14 protein-coding genes are annotated in these 18,805 nt (G+C 42.6%); 10 read left to right on the top strand and 4 right to left on the bottom strand.

Translation table 11 applies throughout. The features are described from left to right. Positions 1 to 556 precede the first annotated feature (556 nt). A complete protein-coding gene (locus NI467_RS06180) occupies positions 557 to 2,083 on the top strand; it encodes a fumarate hydratase (protein ID WP_151203366.1) in 1,527 nt (508 codons plus the stop codon). Between the two features lie 55 nt (positions 2,084 to 2,138). Here NI467_RS06180 and NI467_RS06175 read toward each other — a convergent pair whose 3' ends face one another. From NI467_RS06175 to tig, 4 genes are all read right to left on the bottom strand, one after another. Beyond that, entirely contained in the window at positions 2,139 to 2,855 is a 717-nt protein-coding gene (locus tag NI467_RS06175) for a DUF2846 domain-containing protein (protein WP_253151752.1), read from the bottom strand. A gap of 164 nt (positions 2,856 to 3,019) precedes the next feature. Further along, the gene (gene clpX / locus NI467_RS06170) at positions 3,020 to 4,330 is read right to left on the bottom strand and encodes an ATP-dependent protease ATP-binding subunit ClpX (RefSeq protein WP_151206998.1); all 1,311 of its coding nucleotides are present in this window, start codon (positions 4,328 to 4,330) and stop codon (positions 3,020 to 3,022) included. A gap of 29 nt (positions 4,331 to 4,359) precedes the next feature. Continuing rightward, entirely contained in the window at positions 4,360 to 4,965 is a 606-nt protein-coding gene (gene clpP, locus NI467_RS06165; protein WP_151203363.1) for an ATP-dependent Clp endopeptidase proteolytic subunit ClpP, read from the bottom strand. Between the two features lie 191 nt (positions 4,966 to 5,156). After that, a complete protein-coding gene (gene tig, locus NI467_RS06160; protein ID WP_253151750.1) occupies positions 5,157 to 6,488 on the bottom strand; it encodes a trigger factor in 1,332 nt (443 codons plus the stop codon). A 269-nt stretch (positions 6,489 to 6,757) separates the two neighbouring features. Here tig and NI467_RS06155 point away from each other — a divergent pair, with 269 nt between their 5' ends. The 9 genes from NI467_RS06155 to rdgB all read left to right on the top strand — a co-directional run bounded on the left by NI467_RS06155 (position 6,758) and on the right by rdgB (position 18,709). Beyond that, positions 6,758 to 8,941: a TonB-dependent receptor domain-containing protein gene (locus NI467_RS06155; RefSeq protein WP_253151749.1), complete on the top strand. Its 2,184-nt coding sequence runs from the start codon at positions 6,758 to 6,760 to the stop codon at positions 8,939 to 8,941. Between the two features lie 292 nt (positions 8,942 to 9,233). Beyond that, entirely contained in the window at positions 9,234 to 11,495 is a 2,262-nt protein-coding gene (locus NI467_RS06150; RefSeq protein WP_253151747.1) for a TonB-dependent siderophore receptor, read from the top strand. Positions 11,496 to 11,565: 70 nt separating this feature from the next. Further along, positions 11,566 to 12,249 carry a Fe2+-dependent dioxygenase gene (locus NI467_RS06145; RefSeq protein WP_253151745.1) on the top strand — a complete coding sequence of 228 codons (684 nt, stop codon included), beginning with the start codon at positions 11,566 to 11,568 and terminating at the stop codon, positions 12,247 to 12,249. Between the two features lie 414 nt (positions 12,250 to 12,663). Beyond that, positions 12,664 to 14,361 carry a 2-isopropylmalate synthase gene (gene leuA / locus NI467_RS06140; protein ID WP_253151734.1) on the top strand — a complete coding sequence of 566 codons (1,698 nt, stop codon included), beginning with the start codon at positions 12,664 to 12,666 and terminating at the stop codon, positions 14,359 to 14,361. Positions 14,362 to 14,473: 112 nt separating this feature from the next. Beyond that, positions 14,474 to 15,634: a homoserine O-acetyltransferase gene (locus NI467_RS06135; protein ID WP_151203357.1), complete on the top strand. Its 1,161-nt coding sequence runs from the start codon at positions 14,474 to 14,476 to the stop codon at positions 15,632 to 15,634. Beyond that, positions 15,634 to 16,227: a methionine biosynthesis protein MetW gene (gene metW / locus NI467_RS06130; RefSeq protein ID WP_151203356.1), complete on the top strand. Its 594-nt coding sequence runs from the start codon at positions 15,634 to 15,636 to the stop codon at positions 16,225 to 16,227. The genes NI467_RS06135 and metW overlap by 1 nt, the downstream gene beginning before the upstream one ends. After that, the gene (locus NI467_RS06125; RefSeq protein WP_151203355.1) at positions 16,224 to 16,814 is read left to right on the top strand and encodes a tetratricopeptide repeat protein; all 591 of its coding nucleotides are present in this window, start codon (positions 16,224 to 16,226) and stop codon (positions 16,812 to 16,814) included. The genes metW and NI467_RS06125 overlap by 4 nt, the downstream gene beginning before the upstream one ends. Positions 16,815 to 17,122: 308 nt before the next feature. Further along, positions 17,123 to 18,001, top strand: a complete 879-nt coding sequence (locus NI467_RS06120) for a LysR family transcriptional regulator (protein ID WP_253151731.1) — start codon at positions 17,123 to 17,125, stop codon at positions 17,999 to 18,001. 81 nt (positions 18,002 to 18,082) lie between these two features. Next, positions 18,083 to 18,709, top strand: a complete 627-nt coding sequence (gene rdgB, locus NI467_RS06115; protein ID WP_253151729.1) for an RdgB/HAM1 family non-canonical purine NTP pyrophosphatase — start codon at positions 18,083 to 18,085, stop codon at positions 18,707 to 18,709. The last annotated feature ends 96 nt before the right edge of the window (positions 18,710 to 18,805 follow it).

The following is an 18,805-nucleotide window of genomic DNA, read 5'->3' as shown; positions in this document are numbered from 1 at the left end:
AGATTTGAAGATTTGAAGATTTGAAGATTTGAAGATTTGAAGATTTGAAGATTTGAAGATTTGAAGATTTGAAGATTTGAAGATTTGAAGATTTGAAGAAGAATAGAATACTGAGAGTATAAAATGCAAAAAGAAGATAAAGCTTAAGCTTGATCTTCTTTTTGGCCATACATCCACGTTGCTGCGATATAAATACAAAAGCCTGCAACCATTAAGATACTTGTAGTCATGTTCAAGGTCTCCTTTTAATGCGCTCATTATGAGTCAGATATATGACAGTTATATGACAAAAATGAAATATTCGATAAATTATATTAATTTATAAAAATCAATAATTTATGACAAAATAATTTATTTATATAAAAATAAAGCTGTAATATAAGTTTAAATATAGGCAATTTTTTTCATCATTTATGACAGTTCAGAGAGACTTTCACAGCGAGCAATTGCTCAAACTATAAACTTTCAGCCAATGTCCCCGCAAAATGCCCACAACCTGATCCTTTTGTCTTATAATTTAGCCCGCTAGCTATCAGCCCGCTCAAGAGATATTTGTATGACAACTATTATCAAGCAAGATGACCTGATCACATCCGTAAAAGATGCGCTTCAGTTCATTTCTTACTATCATCCACAAGACTTCATCCAAGCGATGAGCCGTGCGTACGACCGTGAAGAGAACAAGGCTGCGAAAGATGCAATCGCGCAAATTCTAATCAACTCACGCATGTGTGCAGAAGGCCATCGCCCGATCTGCCAGGATACTGGTATCGTCAACGTATTTGTTGAAGTGGGCATGGATGTTAAATTTGATTTAACCATGAGCCTGGATGATGCAATTAATGAAGGTGTACGCCAAGGTTATCTAGAAAACTCAAACGTACTGCGTGCTTCTGTATTGGCAGACCCTGCATTTGGTCGAAAGAACACCAAAGACAATACACCTGCTGTGATCTATCACAAACTTGTTCCAGGCAACAAAGTGGATATTACGGTTGCTGCAAAAGGTGGCGGTTCAGAAAACAAATCTAAACTGGCAATGTTAAACCCGTCTGATTCAATCGTGGACTGGGTACTGAAAACCGTCCCAACTATGGGTGCCGGCTGGTGTCCTCCTGGTATGCTCGGTATCGGTATTGGGGGTACTGCGGAAAAAGCCATGATGCTGGCCAAAGAAGCATTGATGGAAGAAATCAACATGGACGAATTGCTTCGTCGTGGTCCACAAAACAAACTGGAAGAACTTCGGATCGAAATCTTCGAGAAAGTCAATGCACTTGGTATTGGCGCTCAAGGTCTGGGCGGTTTAACCACAGTGCTGGATATTAAAATCAAAGATTACCCATGTCATGCGGCGGGTAAACCGGTTGGTATGATTCCGAACTGTGCAGCAACCCGTCACGCACATTTCACCCTGGATGGTTCAGGTGTAGCACATATTCAGGCGCCTAGCCTTGAAGATTATCCATCTGTGACTTGGGATTCGTCTTCTTCTAAGCGTGTTGACCTTGACAACATCACTCAGGAAGAAATGAATTCTTGGAAACCAGGGGATACCCTGCTTCTTAACGGTACCATCTATACTGGCCGTGATGCAGCCCATAAACGTATGGTAGACATGCTGAACAATGGTGAAGAGCTTCCTGTAGATCTGAAAGGCAAGTTCATCTATTACGTAGGCCCAGTCGATCCAGTCGGTGATGAAGTCGTTGGCCCTGCTGGTCCTACTACTGCAACACGTATGGACAAATTTACGCGTCAAGTTCTTGAAGCGACTGGCATGTTTGGCATGATCGGTAAAGCGGACCGTGGTCCTGCTGCTGTTGAAGCCATCAAAGACAACAAAGCGACTTACTTAATGGCTGTTGGTGGTGCTGCGTACTTGGTGTCTAAAGCGATCCGTGAAGCGGAAGTTGTTGCTTTTGCAGACCTGGGTATGGAAGCGATCTACAAATTTGTAGTGAAAGATATGCCGGTTTCTGTGGCTGTGGACGTAAACGGTACCTCTGTACACGCCACTGCTCCAAAAATCTGGCAGGCGAAAATTGGTAAGATTCCAGTAGTTGATGCTGCTGAGGGCTAATTTAAGCTATAAAAAAAAGCACCCATCTGGGTGCTTTTTTTATGAACTGATGGTATTACCAGCTACGTGGATCCCAAAGTTTAAAAGGTGCAATCAGCTGTACATCAGTTGCAGGATCATATTTAGGCATCTGAATTTTTTGGGCCTTTTTACGCACCTTGCCAGTTTTCTGGTCTTGGGCAACAAAATTAAAGCTATGTGATTTGAGCTGGGTAAATGCAATTTCATTGAGCCCTACATTGTGCGGCATGAGCATCAAAGGCCCAGACATACTGCGGCGCGTATTAAAATTTTCTTCATCATATTTAATAAAATAGGACTGTCCCGCTTCAACACTGAAATCCAGATACTTGGGTTTCTGAAAATGTAAAGCGCCTAAAGGTCGGCTGCTACTCAGACGATAACTACCCGCCGGAAGCTCTACCCAGTAATAATGGTTGTGCAATAAACTTGGAATATGCTGCTGGTTAATAAACAGACTGGTTGCCACAATTTCCTGGCGGTTCCAGTTGGAATCTGGACGATATAAATATACGATCGCTGCATCAGCATGCTGTGGTTGAACGGTCTGGAAAGCTTGTCCCTGTTTCTGGTTAACCCAGCCGCCAATGCTCATCATACCCATACGATGCTGTTCGATAAAACCCGGCTTTTTTTCAAGATCAATATTTTTTAAAGTGCTGAGTGGCTGACTAGGCTCAACTAGGGCTTTTTTACCATGACACCCCATCAATACCAAACTGCTGATGAGTACTATTGCGACTCCACGCATGTTTATCCCTCACTGCGTTTTTCTTCTTCTTGCTTATGCAGGTGCCCTGCTTTTTTATTTTAGGCGTCCACGCCCAGATGTTGAGATTAACACTCGGGTTTAGAATTTGGAAATAAAAAACGTGCGAAAACACGAGGTTTTCGCACGTTTCTGACGAATAGCAATCAGGCAGACCGACTATTTACCACCTTTAAATCAATCTTGCTGACCGGCTCTTCCTGAGATTGGGGCTGGCGTTCCGCCCTGAATTCCGGTGCAGCCTCACCATTAATTACCGCCTCATTCACCACTACAGTGCCTACATCAGTGCGGCTTGGCAGATCATACATGGTTTCAAGGAGTGCGTTTTCCAGAATCGAACGCAGACCGCGCGCACCTGTATTTCGCTCAAGTGCTTTTTTCGCTATCCCCTGTAGGGCTGACTCTTCAAAGATCAGATCCACATCTTCCATCTCAAACAGGTGTTGATATTGACGGGTTAAGGCATTTTTTGGCTCTGTCAGAATCTGCATTAAGGCATCTTCATCCAGCTCATCCAGTGTTGCAATGACTGGCAGACGGCCAATAAATTCTGGGATCAGACCAAACTTCACCAGATCATTGGCTTCTACCTGACGGAACAGCTCCGACAGTTTTTTGGTTTCATCTTTATTACGCACTTCTGCAGTAAAACCGATACCACCTTTTTCCTGACGCTGCTGTACAATTTTCTCTAGACCCGAAAATGCACCACCACAGATAAACAGGATATTTGCAGTATCAATCTGAATGAATTCCTGCTGTGGATGCTTGCGTCCTCCTTGCGGCGGAATAGAAGCAACCGTACCCTCGATCATTTTCAGTAAAGCCTGCTGCACACCTTCACCCGATACATCACGGGTAATGGATGGGTTTTCAGATTTACGGGTAATCTTATCGATTTCATCGATATAGATGATCCCCTTTTGTGCCTTTTCCACATCATAATCGGCTTTTTGCAAAAGCTTTTGTACAATGTTTTCAACATCTTCGCCCACATAACCTGCTTCTGTGAGGGTCGTTGCATCTGCCATGGCAAAAGGCACATCTAGAAGACGGGCAAGGGTTTGTGCCAATAAGGTTTTACCTGAACCGGTTGGACCAACCAACAGGATATTACTCTTGGCAATTTCAATAGAGTCATCTGCTTTCTTACCATTGGTCTGTACTTTCAGACGTTTGTAATGGTTATACACTGCAACAGATAAGGTCTTTTTCGCCAGATCCTGACCAATGACATATTGATCGAGCGCTGCACGGATTTCATGCGGTTTCGGTAAAGGACGGTTCGCCCAGTCATTGGTTTCGACCTGCTGACTGGTTTGAACCAAATCTAAGCATACGTCCACACATTCATTACAAATGTATGCGTCCTCGCCTGCAATCAGCTTTCCGACTTCAGACTGCGTTTTACCGCAAAATGAACAATGCTTTTGTCCTTGAGGATGTTCGGACATATTTACTCCAATATCTCAATCTGTAAAACTTATGGACGTTTAGTAAGTACTTCATCCACAAGACCGTATTCTTTCGCTTGCTGAGCAGTCATAAAGTTGTCACGGTCAGTATCACGTGCCACTTTTTCATAGTCCTGACCACTATGCTCAGCCATTAAACGGTTTAAACGTTCTTTAATGAACAGAATTTCACGTGCATGAATTTCAATATCCGAAGCTTGTCCACGGAAACCACCCAAAGGCTGGTGAATCATGACACGCGCATTTTCAAGGCAATAACGCTTGCCTTTGGTTCCAGCATTCAACAGGAACGCACCCATTGAAGCGGCCTGTCCCATACAGTAAGTCACCACATCAGGTTTGATAAACTGCATGGTGTCATAAATGGCCATACCCGCAGTGACTGAACCACCTGGTGAGTTAATATACAGGTGAATATCCTTATCTGGGTTCTCAGCTTCTAAAAACAACATTTGTGCCACAATAAGATTGGCCATGTGGTCTTCAACTTCACCTGAGAGAAAAATAACCCGCTCACGTAAAAGACGTGAATAAATATCAAAAGAACGCTCGCCACGAGAGGATTGTTCTACCACCATTGGAACTAAAGCGTTTTCGATCATTGGAACATACATACGTTTATTTATTCCTAAATTTTTGTGACTTAATCCATAATCACAATATGAGGGATAATGACTGAAATTGCAAAATATTCGCTTGCAATTCCAAGATATTTTTTGCATTAGTTTTGTGAAAAACTGAATATCAGGTGAAATTACGCTATCAAAAAAAGGCGCATAAAGCGCCTTTTTATGACCAGCTAGGATTAGCCTTGTTGACGAGCTTGCTGCTCTTTCAATAAGTCTTCATAGCTTACAGTCGTATCAGTCACTTTAGCAGATGCCAGAATGTGATCCACTACCTGATCTTCAAGTACAACTGCTTCGATTTGAGCACGTTGCTGCTGGTCATTTTTGAAGTATTCGATGACTTCGTTTGGATCTTCATAAGAAGAAGCCATATCTTCGATATACGCATCTACACGCGCTTGATCTACTTCAATTTTCGCATCAGCCAGAACCTTGCTCACCAGTATGCCAAGTTTAACTGATTTTTCAGCTTGTTCTTTGAACAGGTCATCTGGAAGCATGCTTGAATCAAATGCTTTTGCACCTTGTGCACCAAACTGCTGCGTGAACTGCTGGATCATCTGCTGACGCTGACGATCAATTTCCTGAGCAATCATTGCAGCTGGAAGTTCAACTTCGTTTGCAGCTACTAGCGCATCAAAAGTCGCACCTTTCACTTGATTGCGTAGTCCATTTTTCACTTCACGTTCCATGTTTTTACGAACGTCAGCTTTTAATTTCTCTACGCCTTCTTCTGCAGAAACACCAAAGATTTCCAGGAATTCAGCATCAACTTCTGGAAGTTTTTGCTTTTCAACAAGTTTTACAGTGATTTTAAACTGAGCCTGTTTACCCGCAAGGTTTTCAGCCTGGTAGTCTTCAGGGAAAGTTACATCAATAACTTTCTCTTCGCCTTTCTTCATACCGATGATGCCATCTTCGAAGCCAGGGATCATACGGCCAGAACCCAATACCAGTTTAAAGTCTTCTGCAGAACCGCCTTCAAACTTCTCGCCGTCGATTGAACCTTCGAAATCAAAAGTCACCTGCATGTCTTTTTTCGCCATGCCTTTTGTTTCAGCCCAAGAAGCACGTTGTTTTTGCAGGTTTTCCAGCATAGTGTCAACGTCTTTGTCATTGACTTCAGACGCTTTACGTTCAACTTCCAGGCCTTCGAATTTCACTTCAACTTCTGGATAAACTTCAACAGTTGCTTCATATACTAAAGCATCATCTTTCATCTCAGTTTTTTCGATATTTGGCATACCAACAGCATTGATTTTTTCTTGCTGGATCGCTTCAAATACTGTATCACGAATAATGTCGTTTACAACTTCCTGATAGATACCTGCACCGTATTCACGACGAACCACGTTCACAGGCACTTTACCTGGACGGAAGCCGTTGATCTTCGCAGTTTTAGCAGTACGTTTTAAACGAGCTTCAAATTGCTCATTAATACGGCTCGTCGGTACAGAAACATTTAAACGACGGGCAACGCCCGAAACCGCTTCAGAAGTTACTTGCATGGCTTCCTCTATATATTTGGTAATAACAGGTTTATAAAAAAATGTGCCACATTATATGACAACCTTAAAGGATATACAAAAAATACGCTCTTTTTCTAATTTTTTTAATTTATCTTTCCTTGCCTCTCTTTTCTTCAAAGCGCTTTCTTCTTTTGTAACCTGCCTAAAGTTAATTATTTATTTTTATTGCAAATGATAAACATTCTTATTAATATTCTCTATCGAATTTGATACAAAACTCTACACTCTCTCAAACTGGAATTTTGGTTATGCATACTTTTACTCTTCGTCCTCTTGTTGGAGCCATTCTGGGAGTCACCGCAACTTCGATTGTTGCACAGACTACTCAGGAAGCTGCTCCAACAACTACACATCAGCTGTCAACAATTGTGGTTTCAGCATCTGGTTTTGAACAAGAGCTTAAGAATGCACCAGCATCCATTAGTGTAGTGACAAAAGAAGATATTGAAAAGAAAAATGCGACCAGTATTGCTGATTTATTAGCAGATGTTCCTGGTATCGATGTTCGTAATGGTGTGGGTAAAACCGGCGGCCTAAATGTCAGCATGCGTGGAATGGGAGCTGATGACACACTTATCTTAATTGATGGCCGTCGTCAAACTACATCGACTGATGTCACTCCAAATGGTTTTGGCGAAACATCAACAGGATTTATGCCACCACTTTCAGCGATTGAACGTATTGAAGTCATCCGTGGTCCAATGTCTACCCTATATGGTTCAGATGCCATGGGTGGTGTCATTAACATTATTACTAAAAAAGTTAGTGATGAATGGAATGGTAATGTCACTGTCAGTGGCAATGTGATGGAAAGCAAAGCCGAAGCGGATTCTTGGAAAACCAGTTTTTTACTCAATGGCCCTCTAATTAATGAAAAACTGGGATTGCAACTTCGTGGTTCATATTTAGATCGTCAAAAATCTGAACGAATTGTAGCTGGTGCAACAGGCCGTGATCCTCGTCCAAATGAAGCCGACAATTATGATGTAGGTGCTAAATTATCATTTGTCATGAATGACCGAAATTCGCTTTGGTTTGACGCCTTCCACTCTAGCCAAACTTATAATAATGAGGATAGCCGTTTAGGTGACCTGGATTGGGTAAAAAAACCAAATGAAGCGCCAGGCTACAAAGATGAATTAGAGTTCAATCGTACTCAGTTTGCAGTGGGTCATGATGGCGATTACGACTTTGGCCAATGGAAAACCTATATCAGTCATTCTGAAACCGAAACAAAAGGACGATCCTTACCTACTGGTGCTTTTTCAAAACAAGAAATTCTCGATCAATCTCCACTAATCGGCAGTCCTCGAGATTTAAACAACACAGATCTCATTGCAGATAGCCATATCATTTCAAGTTTAGGCAATCACAAACTTACCGTCGGTACACAATACAAAGAACAAACCATCGAAGATAATATTGCCCAACATATTACGGGTAAAAATGAATTTGACAGCAAATCGTGGGCTTTTTATGCTGAGGATGAATGGCGTATTCTTGACAGCCTCGGTTTTACTTTAGGTGGCCGCTATGAAGATCACTCAGGTTTTGGCGGGCACTTCAGTCCACGTGCTTATTTAGTTTGGAATGCGAATGACATTCTTACCATTAAAGGTGGTGTCAGCACTGGTTATAAAGTCCCTTCAGCAAAAGCTCTTGAAAATAATTTAATTGATCTTCGTGGACAAGGAAGAAATTGGACTTTTGGTAACCCAGATTTAAAACCAGAAGAATCGACCAACTATGAGCTAGGTTTTAACTTCCAGCCAAATGATCAAATTACATTCACAGCGACTGGTTTCTATAATGAAGTTGAAAATGCAATTGTAAATGTAGGCGCTCAGGATCATCCTCTTTGTACAACAGGCAAAACGTGTTCAACGAATATTAATGCTAATGAAGCTGAAGTCTATGGTGTAGAAAGCACACTACAATACAGCATCATTCCTGAATGGGATCTTAAAGCGGCTTATACTTATACAAAGAGCAAGATTACTGATAGTAATAAACCTGAAACTGAAGGTAATTATTACAACAACAATCCTCGTAATGCATTTAACTTAACTTCAACCTGGCATATTAATCCTGATTTTGATCTTTGGTTACAACATGAATATAAATCAAGTCGTATTCGCTCAACTTCTGTACCTACAGATGCTGAAGATTTAGCAATTTATAAGGCGTCTGGAAATAAACTTGCTGGCTACAATTTATTTAATTTAGGTACCAGTTATACAGTAAATGATCAGTTACGCTTGAATATGTCAGTAAATAACTTGTTAGATAAAGACTTTACTGAACACAAGAATGTAGAATATTTTGATGGAACTGCTACCCAAACCACTCAAAGTTATAAATATCTATCAGGATTAGATGGCACATATTTAGCCGGTCGTAACTACTGGTTATCTGTTTCATACGATTTCTGATATTTCTTACAAAAAAAACCCTGCTTAATGTAGGGTTTTTTTATAATTTTCAAAATTTTTCTTAAAACCAACGCAGATCTAAATAAGTATTATTATCAATTAAATTAAAAGAAACTATCAGATTTTTCAATTTTTATAAAATACATATACTTAACAACAAGTTGTTTATTTATTTCATTTACTTTTCTATTGGTCTGTTTTTTATTATCGTTAATACCAATCTTACAAAGATAGAAATGATAATAATAATTACTATCATCTTCAAACCCAAATCAAGATAAATTCTTTTACCATGACTTACATAAAAACACGCAAAAAGATCGTTTCCTCCGCGATTGCCTCTTCTTTGTCAATTGTAGCCGCGCAGGCAATGGCGGATGAAAATATCATCAAGCTTGAGACGATTCACCAGGAAGTGAAAGCTGAACAAGCGCCCAGCCTTAAAGTAGATCAATCTGCCAATAGCAAATTTGTTGCGCCTTTACTCGATACCCCTAAGTCAGTTTCGGTCATTTCAAAACAGTTAATCGAAGATACACAAGTCACTACCTTAAGCGATGCCTTGCGTACAGTTCCGGGGATTACCTTGGGTGCAGGTGAAGGGGGCAATCCGAATGGTGACCGTCCGTTTATCCGAGGTTATAACTCTGAAAGTTCGATGTATGTAGACGGCGTGCGTAATGCGACTTCTCAAAACCGTGAAATGTTTGCGGTAGAACAAGTTGAAGTGACCAAAGGTTCTGCTTCTGCCATGGGCGGTGCAGGCACCACTGGCGGTAGCATTAACATGATTTCTAAAACGGCCAAACCAGGTGATTTCCTAGAAGGCTCAGTTGCTGGCGGTACAGATAATTATCAACGTATTACTTTAGATGGTAATAAAGACTTTGGTAATGGTATTGCGGCACGTGTTGCCGTGATGGGACATCAGAATGAAAAAGCCGGTCAAAAAGACGGTGCTGAATATAAACGTGCAGGTATTGCGCCAAGTATTGTATTTGGTCTGGACACCCCTACCCGTGCTACTTTAAGTTATTACTACTTAAAGTCTGATGATACACCTGATTCAGGGGTTCCTTATAACAATCCATTTGCTGCAACGAGTGCAAATGCAGGATTAAATGGCAATGGTAAGCCTATTGATGTTCAACAAGGTCAATACTACGGTTGGAAAGATCGTGACTTCCAGAAACAGGAAAATCAGATTGGCACGCTTAAATTAGAACACGATCTAACGGATAATCTGACCATTTCCAATACGACTGTTTTTAATAAGTCAAAAAATGATTATCTATGGACAAATCCAGATGATTCTAAAGGTAATATTTATGACACAACAGGCGCATTAACTGGCGACGTTTGGGCACGTGTAAACTCACGTGTCGCCAATACTGAGACTTTTACCGATCAATTGGCTTTAATCGGTAAATTTAATACTGGCATGTTTAAACATAGTTTTAACTTGGGTGCCGAATATTCAGATCAGGAAACCGAGCGTACGCAATATATTATTGACGGTCTAAATACGACAGGTAGCGTACATAATGCGTGTACGCCTGACGATCTTAGTTCAGGCTGGTGTACTTCAGTTCAAAATCCTGATCGCGGTCCTTGGACCGGCTCAATAAGTACAGATGGTGCAGACCGATACAATACGCAAACCAAGTCGACTTCTGTGTACTTCCTGGACAGTATTGAATTGAATCCACAATGGCTGCTAGATTTGGGTCTACGCTGGGATGACTACGCGACTAAGCAAACCATGCTTGCAGGTCGTTTTAATGCCAATAATCCGGAAGGAACCATAGTTAAACTGAAAAATGATAAAGACTTTATCAACTATCAGGCTGGTTTAACGTTTAAGCCTGTAGAAAATGGTTCAATTTATGCCAGTTATGCAACTTCTACCAACCCGGTGGGTGTCGATGGTGGTGATGGTTCTGAAGGCATTACATCAGCAATTCAAAACTTAAACCCAGAAGAAGTCCGCACCATGGAGTTAGGGAGTAAATGGGATGTCTTGAATGACAAGCTTAATTTGACTGCAGCCATTTTCCGTACCGAAAAAACCAATACTCGCGCCCCAGTAGAAGATGGCACCACACGCAACATTGGTGAAACCCGGGTAGATGGTATTGAGCTTGGCTTAAATGGCAACATCACTGACAAATGGGCTGTTTCGGCAGGCTACACCTATTTAGACAGTGAAATTGTCGATGATGGCACCGCAACCAATGAGGGAAATCAAGTTCAAAACGTGGCAAAAAATTCAGCCACCTTGTGGACCACCTACCAAATATTACCCCAGCTAAGCTTGGGTGCTGGCGCAGTTGCGATGGATAAAGTCTATGGGAATGCCGCCAATACCAAGTGGGTTCCAGGCTATGTGCGTTACGATGCCATGGCACGTTATCACGTGAACCAGAATGTTGACTTACAATTGAATGTCAACAACCTGACCGACGAGCGTTATTTCACTAAAGCTTATGCCTCTCACTATGCAACCGAAGCAGAAGGCCGTAGTGCCGTGCTTTCTCTGAACTTCAAATACTAATTAAATCGGACTCGCATAGCTCTAGCATTGGGGCTATGCTCACTCAAACAAAATTATTCAGGTATTTTTCGTGCTGCATCATATTCCAAATGTATTGAGCAAAGAGCAGGTACAATATTTCCGCAAAGAAATGGCTCAAGTTGAATGGGTCAATGGCAAAGTGACTGCTGGCACACTGTCTGCTAGCGTCAAACAGAATCAGCAATTGCCTGAAGATCATCCCCTGACTCAGCACTTAAGTACGATTATTCTGGAAGCCTTGGGCCAGCATCCTTTATTTCTATCCGCTGCGATCCCGCTGGATATTATTCCTCCTCTGTTTAACCGCTATGAAAATAATGAAGCTTTCGGTTTCCATGTGGATAATTCGATCCGCCGTATTCGTGGCAGCAACGAGCGGCTTAGAACCGATTTATCCTGTACGGTTTTTTTAAGTGAGCCGGAAGAATATCAAGGTGGTGAACTGGTGGTCGAAGACACCTATGGCTATCATGAAGTCAAACTTCCCGCTGGCGATATGATTCTGTATCCGTCGACCAGCTTGCATGAAGTGACGCCGGTCACTTCTGGCTGCCGGGTTGCTTCATTCTTTTGGGTACAAAGCATGATTCGGGATGATGCAGAGCGCCATATGCTGTTTAATCTGGATCAGACAATTCAGAATTTAAGAATCGAGTTGGGTGATCAGCATGCTGAAGTGATGAAACTCACCAATCTGTATCATAACCTGATACGCAAATGGGCTGAGCTTTAGGCCCACCTGAGGCGAGTCCAGCAAGCTATAAAGCACCCTAGTCTTTTATTTTTCAAACTGATTCAGTAAAATATTAGCCAGACTGATAGAATCAAAGAAAAACCCACAACAATAAAAGCCGATAATAAAATATTTTTTCACCTTGAATGGTTTACAAGAAAATATTTATTAAGATACAACTAAAATCTATAAAAAAAGCAAAAAATTTTCGCCCTAACTGGATTAAACTCTGGAGTATAGGGTAATCATGCAGCAGTCCCGCAAATCCAGATGACGATATTCCAAAAATATTCTGGGCTTTTTTCCTGACGTTGATCTTCTGCATGAGCACGATTATAGACAAAATCTATGCCGTAGTTCCCGCGACCGCTTCATCCAAGAGCACGGTACGCCAGACTACAAAGGAGCTCTTTCATGATGTTGGCAGATCCAAGTAAAAAATATCGTCGCATGTATCAACGTGTCGATCTTCCAGACCGTCAATGGCCGAATAATGAAATCACCAAGGCCCCAATCTGGATGAGTACCGACCTGCGTGATGGTAACCAGGCGATCTTTGAGCCAATGAACATCGAGCAGAAGTTCAAAATGTTCCAGATGCTGGTAAAAATCGGTTTCAAACATATTGAAATTGGCTTCCCATCTGCATCGCAAATTGATTTCGATTTTACCCGCAAATTAATTGAAGAAAATCATATTCCGGACGATGTCTACATTGAGGTGTTGGTACAGGCACGTGATCATTTGATTCAGCGTACTTTTGAATCTTTGCAAGGTGCAAAACGTGCGATTGTGCATATCTATAACTCGAACTCGCCGACCTTCCGTCAAAAAGTCTTAAATGTTGATATTGCTGGGGCCAAGCAGCTTGCCATTAATGCTGCAACAAAAGTTAAAGAATACGCCGCCAAACAGCCTGAAACCGAGTTTGTTTTTCAGTACAGCCCTGAATGTTTTACAGCAACTGAATTGGAAGTGGCTAAAGATGTTTGTGATGCAGTGACTGAAATCTGGGAAGCTTCTCCGACCAATAAAGTGATCTTGAACTTGCCGGCAACAGTTGAAGTTTCAGGTCCTAACGTCTATGCCGACCAGGTAGAATGGATGCATCGCAATATCCAGCGTCGTGACGGCGTGATCATTTCTGTGCACTGCCACAATGACCGTGGTTGCGGTATTGCAGCTTCTGAATTGGCCATTATGGCCGGTGCTGATCGTGTGGAAGGCTGTGTCTTTGGAAATGGCGAACGTACCGGTAACGTCGATGTGGCTGCGATTGCTTTGAACATGTATACCCAAGGTGTTGCACCGAACTTGGATTTCTCCAACATTAACGAAATTATTGCCACCGTTGAAGAATGTACCGGTTTGCCTGTACACCCACGCCATCCTTATGCTGGTGATTTGGTCTTTACTGCTTTTTCCGGTTCGCATCAGGATGCGATCAAAAAAGGTTTTGAGTTCCAGAAAAACGAAGAAATCTGGGATATGCCATATTTGCCAATCGACCCGAAAGACTTGGGCCGTGACTACGATGCAGTGATCCGGGTTAACTCACAATCAGGGAAAGGCGGGATTGCCTATTTGTTAGAATCTAACTACAACGTGACCTTGCCACGCCGTTTACAGATTGAATTCTCGCAAATCGTCCAGCAAAAAACCGATGAAGACGGTACAGAGATTTCTGCTACTGAAATCTGGAAATTGTTTAAAGAAACCTATGTGGCTGCTAAAGATGCCCATTATTCAGCCAAGAACTATCGTTTGTCTGATGAAAATGGCAGTCAGGTGATTGAACTTGATCTTGAGATTGAAGGTCAGTCTCGTCATGTACGTGGCCAAGGCAATGGTCCGATTTCTGCGATCTTGGATGCGCTGCAACTGCCAATTGATGTTGTAAGCTATGAAGAGCGCAGCATCAGTTCAGGTGCGCATGCCAAAGCTTTGGCCTTGATTGAGCTTCAAGTCAAAGGTACAGGCAAGTCTGCATTCGGTGCGGGAGTCCACGACAATATTGTGACCTCTTCAATTGAAGCCATTATTGCCTGTACCAACCGCCTGATTGAACAGGGAGTATTAAGCACTGATCAGGTGATTGCTGCAGCGGTCTAAGCTACAGTATAAGAATTAACTATCATTCATAGCATTAAAATGACTTTTGAAGGATACCTGCAAATGGTATCCTTTTATTATTCATATTAAAGTTTTAAGGCGAATCATTCCCGTGTCTTTTCCAGCAGACTCAGTGGGCATTGTAGTCCCACAAAAGTTCCAATTTGAAGAGCCGTTAGAGCTTGAATGCGGTCGCATCCTCCCACGTTTTGAACTGATGGTTGAAACTTACGGCGAACTAAATGCCGATAAGTCCAATGCCATTCTGATTTGTCATGCCTTGTCAGGCCATCATCATGCAGCGGGCTATCATCATGAAGATGACAGGAAACCCGGATGGTGGGATGCCTGTATTGGTCCAGGCAAAGCCATCGATACCAACAAGTTTTTTGTGGTGGCGCTCAACAATATTGGCGGCTGTAGTGGTTCGACCGGTCCTATCTCTCCTAATCCAGAAAATGACAATCGCCCGTACGGTCCAGACTTTCCACTGGTAACGGTACGGGACTGGGTCAAAACTCAAGCCATACTGTCTGACCGTCTTGGTATTCAGGTCTGGTATGCGATCATTGGAGGATCGCTCGGTGGCATGCAGGCCCTGCAATGGTCGGTGGATTATCCAGACCGTTTAAAGAAATGTGTCATTATTGCCAGTGCTCCAAAGCTTTCGGCACAAAATATTGCGTTTAATGAAGTAGCGCGCCAGTCGATTCTATCTGATCCGGATTTTCACAATGGCCGTTATCTGGAACATGACAGCTATCCAAAACGCGGGTTGATTCTGGCACGGATGGTGGGTCATATCACCTATCTGTCCGAAGAAGCCATGAAACAGAAGTTTGGCCGTGATTTAAAATCAGGCAAATTTATGTATGGTTTTGATGTCGAGTTCCAGGTAGAAAGTTATTTGCGTTATCAAGGTGAACAGTTCAGCCGCAACTTTGATGCCAATACTTATCTGATTATGACCAAAGCGCTGGATTACTTTGATCCTTCACGTGAATATGAACAGTCTCTGGTCAAGGCGATGGCACATACCCAGTGTCAATTTCTGGTGGTGTCTTTCTCTACGGACTGGCGTTTTGCGCCTGAGCGTTCACAAGAAATCGTGGATGCTTTAATTACCAATCATAAACCGGTCAGCTATTTAGATATTAATGCTGAACAGGGTCATGACTCCTTCTTATTTCCAATTCCGCTGTACGTTAAATCCCTGCGTGCATTCCTGGGTGGTGAAGAACACCTGAAAACAACCCCGCAGGAGGCTGTGTAATGCGTATTGACCAACAACTTGCTGAACGCTGGATCAAGCCAGGCTCACGTGTTCTGGATCTCGGCTGTGGCGATGGTGAATTGCTCGCGCACATGAGCAAAAAACACAATATTCGTGCGTATGGATTAGAAATTGATCAGGAAAAGATTGCAATTGCAATCAGTCGCGGGTTAAATATCATCCAGCAGGACTTAAATCTCGGTTTAAGCCGTTTTGCCGATCAGTCTTTTGACTATGTTGTAATGGCACAGGCCTTACAGGCCGTAGATGCACCAGACGTATTACTGCGTGATATGGTGCGCGTAGGTAAACAGGCGATTATTACTTTCCCGAACTTTGCCCACTGGAGAACCCGTTCTTTTCTGGCTTTAAAAGGGAAAATGCCGGTTTCGGAGGCTTTACCTTATATGTGGTATGACACGCCGAACATTCACCTATGCACCTTCCGTGACTTTGAAGCTCTTTGTGCGGAAAATAATATTAATATTATTAATCGACTCGCTGTAAATGGGAATCAACAGGACAGCTTGCTCAGCAAGCACCTTCCTAATCTGTTTGGTGAAGTCGCAATTTATCGAGTGAGCGCTCTATGAAAAAATTATTAATCACTACGACGCTACTGGCGGGACTTTTTAGCTTAAATGCCCATGCAGATTATGTTGCGCCAAGCCCATCGGTGGCAAGCCAAGCCGCCCAATATTCAGTTATGGACATTAATAGCCTGATTAAAGCTGCCAAAGCCGGTCAACCAGGAGCACAGTTCTATCTGGCGACTAAATATCAGTATGGCAAAGACATTCAAAAAGATGAGCGTCAGGCTTTTAGCTGGTATAAAGCTGCTGCGGATCAAGGCTTAGCCGTAGCCCAGCTAAATGTAGGCCGTATGCTAGCAGATGGCATCGGTACTAAAAAAGATGAAACGCTTGCCCGCCAGTATTTTGAAAAGGCAGCTAGCCGTGGCGATAACCGTGCCAGCTTTAACCTTGCCATGATGGAAGAGAAAAAGAAAAATTATATGGGTGCCTATCAGTGGTATGAGCTTTCTACCCGTGACGGCATGCTCGACAATAAGGTCATCAGTCTTTCTGAAGGCAAGAAAACGGCTCTGGCAGCCAACCTGACTCAAGATCAAATCCGTCAGGCACGTGACCGTGCAGACAAATGGATTCAGGCACAATAAGCTGGATTTGCAAAAGAGCACCTTCGGGTGCTTTTTTATGGCCTGAACTATTGCCCAAAATGCTCAGGCACGTCCTCAAAGAGATTTTTGTAGCCAGTTTTTTGCTGAAACTGAGCATCCAGCTGTTGAAAAAACAGCACTGTCAGCCCTATCGTCAGATAAAGCAAACCTTGTTTAAAAAAAGCCGCCATAATTTTAACACTGCATGAACTTAAATCACTCATGCATTAGAATGAAAAACCATCATCATGTAAAATGATTCTTAGAGATAGCTATTATCTGTTTTTGAGATATTTTGAGATAAAAGTATGCAGTTAAAATCCCTGGAAATTTTTCTGACGGTTGTTGAGCTGGGAAGCTTTTCTCTGGCTGCCAACAAACTGTTTACGGTTCAATCCAATATCACCAGCCACATTAAAAAGCTTGAGTCCGAGCTAAACACTGAACTACTGACCCGTAAAACACCAGTCAGAACGACCCGAGCTGGCGAACAGCTGCTCACTTATGCCAGAAAAATTCTGTCCCTGCATGATGAAGTGAAAAGTATTTTTATTGAGGAAAAGCCCTATCTTTCGCATCCGATCCAGATTGGCAGTATGGAAACCACTGCTGCTGTCCATCTGCCGCAGATCTTAAACAGATTTTCTGCAAGCTTCCCTGCCCTATCCTTCAGCTTGCAGACCGCCCCCAGCCGCACACTGATTGAAGCCGTACAGAATGCTCAGCTGGACTGTGCCTTTATTGCCAGTCCTGAGCCAGTGCATGGTTTGTATAATCTGCATCTGTTTACAGAACAGCTGGTGGTAATAACTTCAAAAAACACCATGCAGCCCTTGACTGCCGCAACGCTACAACAACAGAAATTTCTCGCATTCCGCCAAGGATGCAGTTACCGTCGTGTCATCGATTTATTTTTACAGAGTCGACAGCTCGCCGTTTGTCATATTATCGAAATGGGTAGCCTGGACGGTATTATGAGCTGTGTCAGCATGAATATGGGAATGGCAATTTTACCGCGCTCCTATGTTGAGCAGTCACATTTTAGAAATGCAGTAGACGTTTTGGAAATTCATGAGCCTTTTGCCATCATGAACACCTACCTGATTGCAGATCAACCGGCTTGCTGGAGCAGCAATTTAAAGCATCTGGTGAAGCAGCTCACCGCCTCAAAAGATGAGGCGGTATAAATTCAGGTAAAATTACCGACTTTAGATTGAATTCGGTTAAAATCACCTGTTCCGTATTTTCAACTCATAAGTGGCGAATATATGTCAGCTCAGGCTTGGTTATCTCAGGGAACCTTGGTACTTGCAAGTAATAACAAAGGTAAAATTGCTGAATTTGAAAAACTGTTTGCAGAGTTACAACTGCCTGTCGACGTCGTTCCGCAAGGTCAGCTGAATATCGAAGATGCGGTCGAAGATGGGTTAAGCTTTGTAGAAAATGCCATTATTAAGGCCCGTCACGCAGCAAAGATTTCAGGCAAACCTGCGATTGCCGATGATTCCGGTATTTGTGTGCCTGTATTAGGCGGTGCACCGGGAATTTACTCGGCACGTTATGCAGGCGAACATGGCAATGATGCAGCTAATAATGAAAAGCTGTTAAGCAAACTCAAGCCGCTGCGTAAAGAAAATGAAGTCATTGACGGTATGTTTGTTTGTGTATTGGCGCTGGTCCAGCATGCCGAAGATCCACTACCACAAATTTTTCAGGGCATCTGGAAAGGTGAAATTCTGGAAGTTCCTCGTGGCGAAAATGGTTTTGGTTATGATCCCCTGTTCTGGCTGCCTGAATTGCAGTTATCCAGCGCAGAAATGAGTAAAGAGGAGAAAAATAAAATCAGTCATCGTGGTCAGGCCATGCAGCTGTTTAAAGCCAGTCTAGAGAAATAAGCGAGCACAACAAAGCCCTTCTTCCTTTTGAGGAGGGCGTTAGAAAGCGATAAATAAGCCCTTTCTTATTCAAACCATGTCCCGGTATTGATCGAA

The organism is Acinetobacter sp. S4397-1, from assembly GCF_024129285.1.
Classification (GTDB): domain Bacteria; phylum Pseudomonadota; class Gammaproteobacteria; order Pseudomonadales; family Moraxellaceae; genus Acinetobacter; species Acinetobacter lwoffii_C.
This window is presented reverse-complemented; position numbering and strand designations above follow the sequence as displayed.

Coding starts and splice junctions, on each gene's coding strand:
- NI467_RS06180 (WP_151203366.1), top strand. CDS start 557: ATGACAACTATTATCAAGCAAGATGACCTGATCACATCCGTAAAAGAT.
- NI467_RS06175 (WP_253151752.1), bottom strand. CDS start 2,855: ATGCGTGGAGTCGCAATAGTACTCATCAGCAGTTTGGTATTGATGGGG.
- clpX (WP_151206998.1), bottom strand. CDS start 4,330: ATGTCCGAACATCCTCAAGGACAAAAGCATTGTTCATTTTGCGGTAAA.
- clpP (WP_151203363.1), bottom strand. CDS start 4,965: ATGTATGTTCCAATGATCGAAAACGCTTTAGTTCCAATGGTGGTAGAA.
- tig (WP_253151750.1), bottom strand. CDS start 6,488: ATGCAAGTAACTTCTGAAGCGGTTTCGGGCGTTGCCCGTCGTTTAAAT.
- NI467_RS06155 (WP_253151749.1), top strand. CDS start 6,758: ATGCATACTTTTACTCTTCGTCCTCTTGTTGGAGCCATTCTGGGAGTC.
- NI467_RS06150 (WP_253151747.1), top strand. CDS start 9,234: ATGACTTACATAAAAACACGCAAAAAGATCGTTTCCTCCGCGATTGCC.
- leuA (WP_253151734.1), top strand. CDS start 12,664: ATGATGTTGGCAGATCCAAGTAAAAAATATCGTCGCATGTATCAACGT.
- metW (WP_151203356.1), top strand. CDS start 15,634: ATGCGTATTGACCAACAACTTGCTGAACGCTGGATCAAGCCAGGCTCA.
- NI467_RS06125 (WP_151203355.1), top strand. CDS start 16,224: ATGAAAAAATTATTAATCACTACGACGCTACTGGCGGGACTTTTTAGC.
- NI467_RS06120 (WP_253151731.1), top strand. CDS start 17,123: ATGCAGTTAAAATCCCTGGAAATTTTTCTGACGGTTGTTGAGCTGGGA.
- rdgB (WP_253151729.1), top strand. CDS start 18,083: ATGTCAGCTCAGGCTTGGTTATCTCAGGGAACCTTGGTACTTGCAAGT.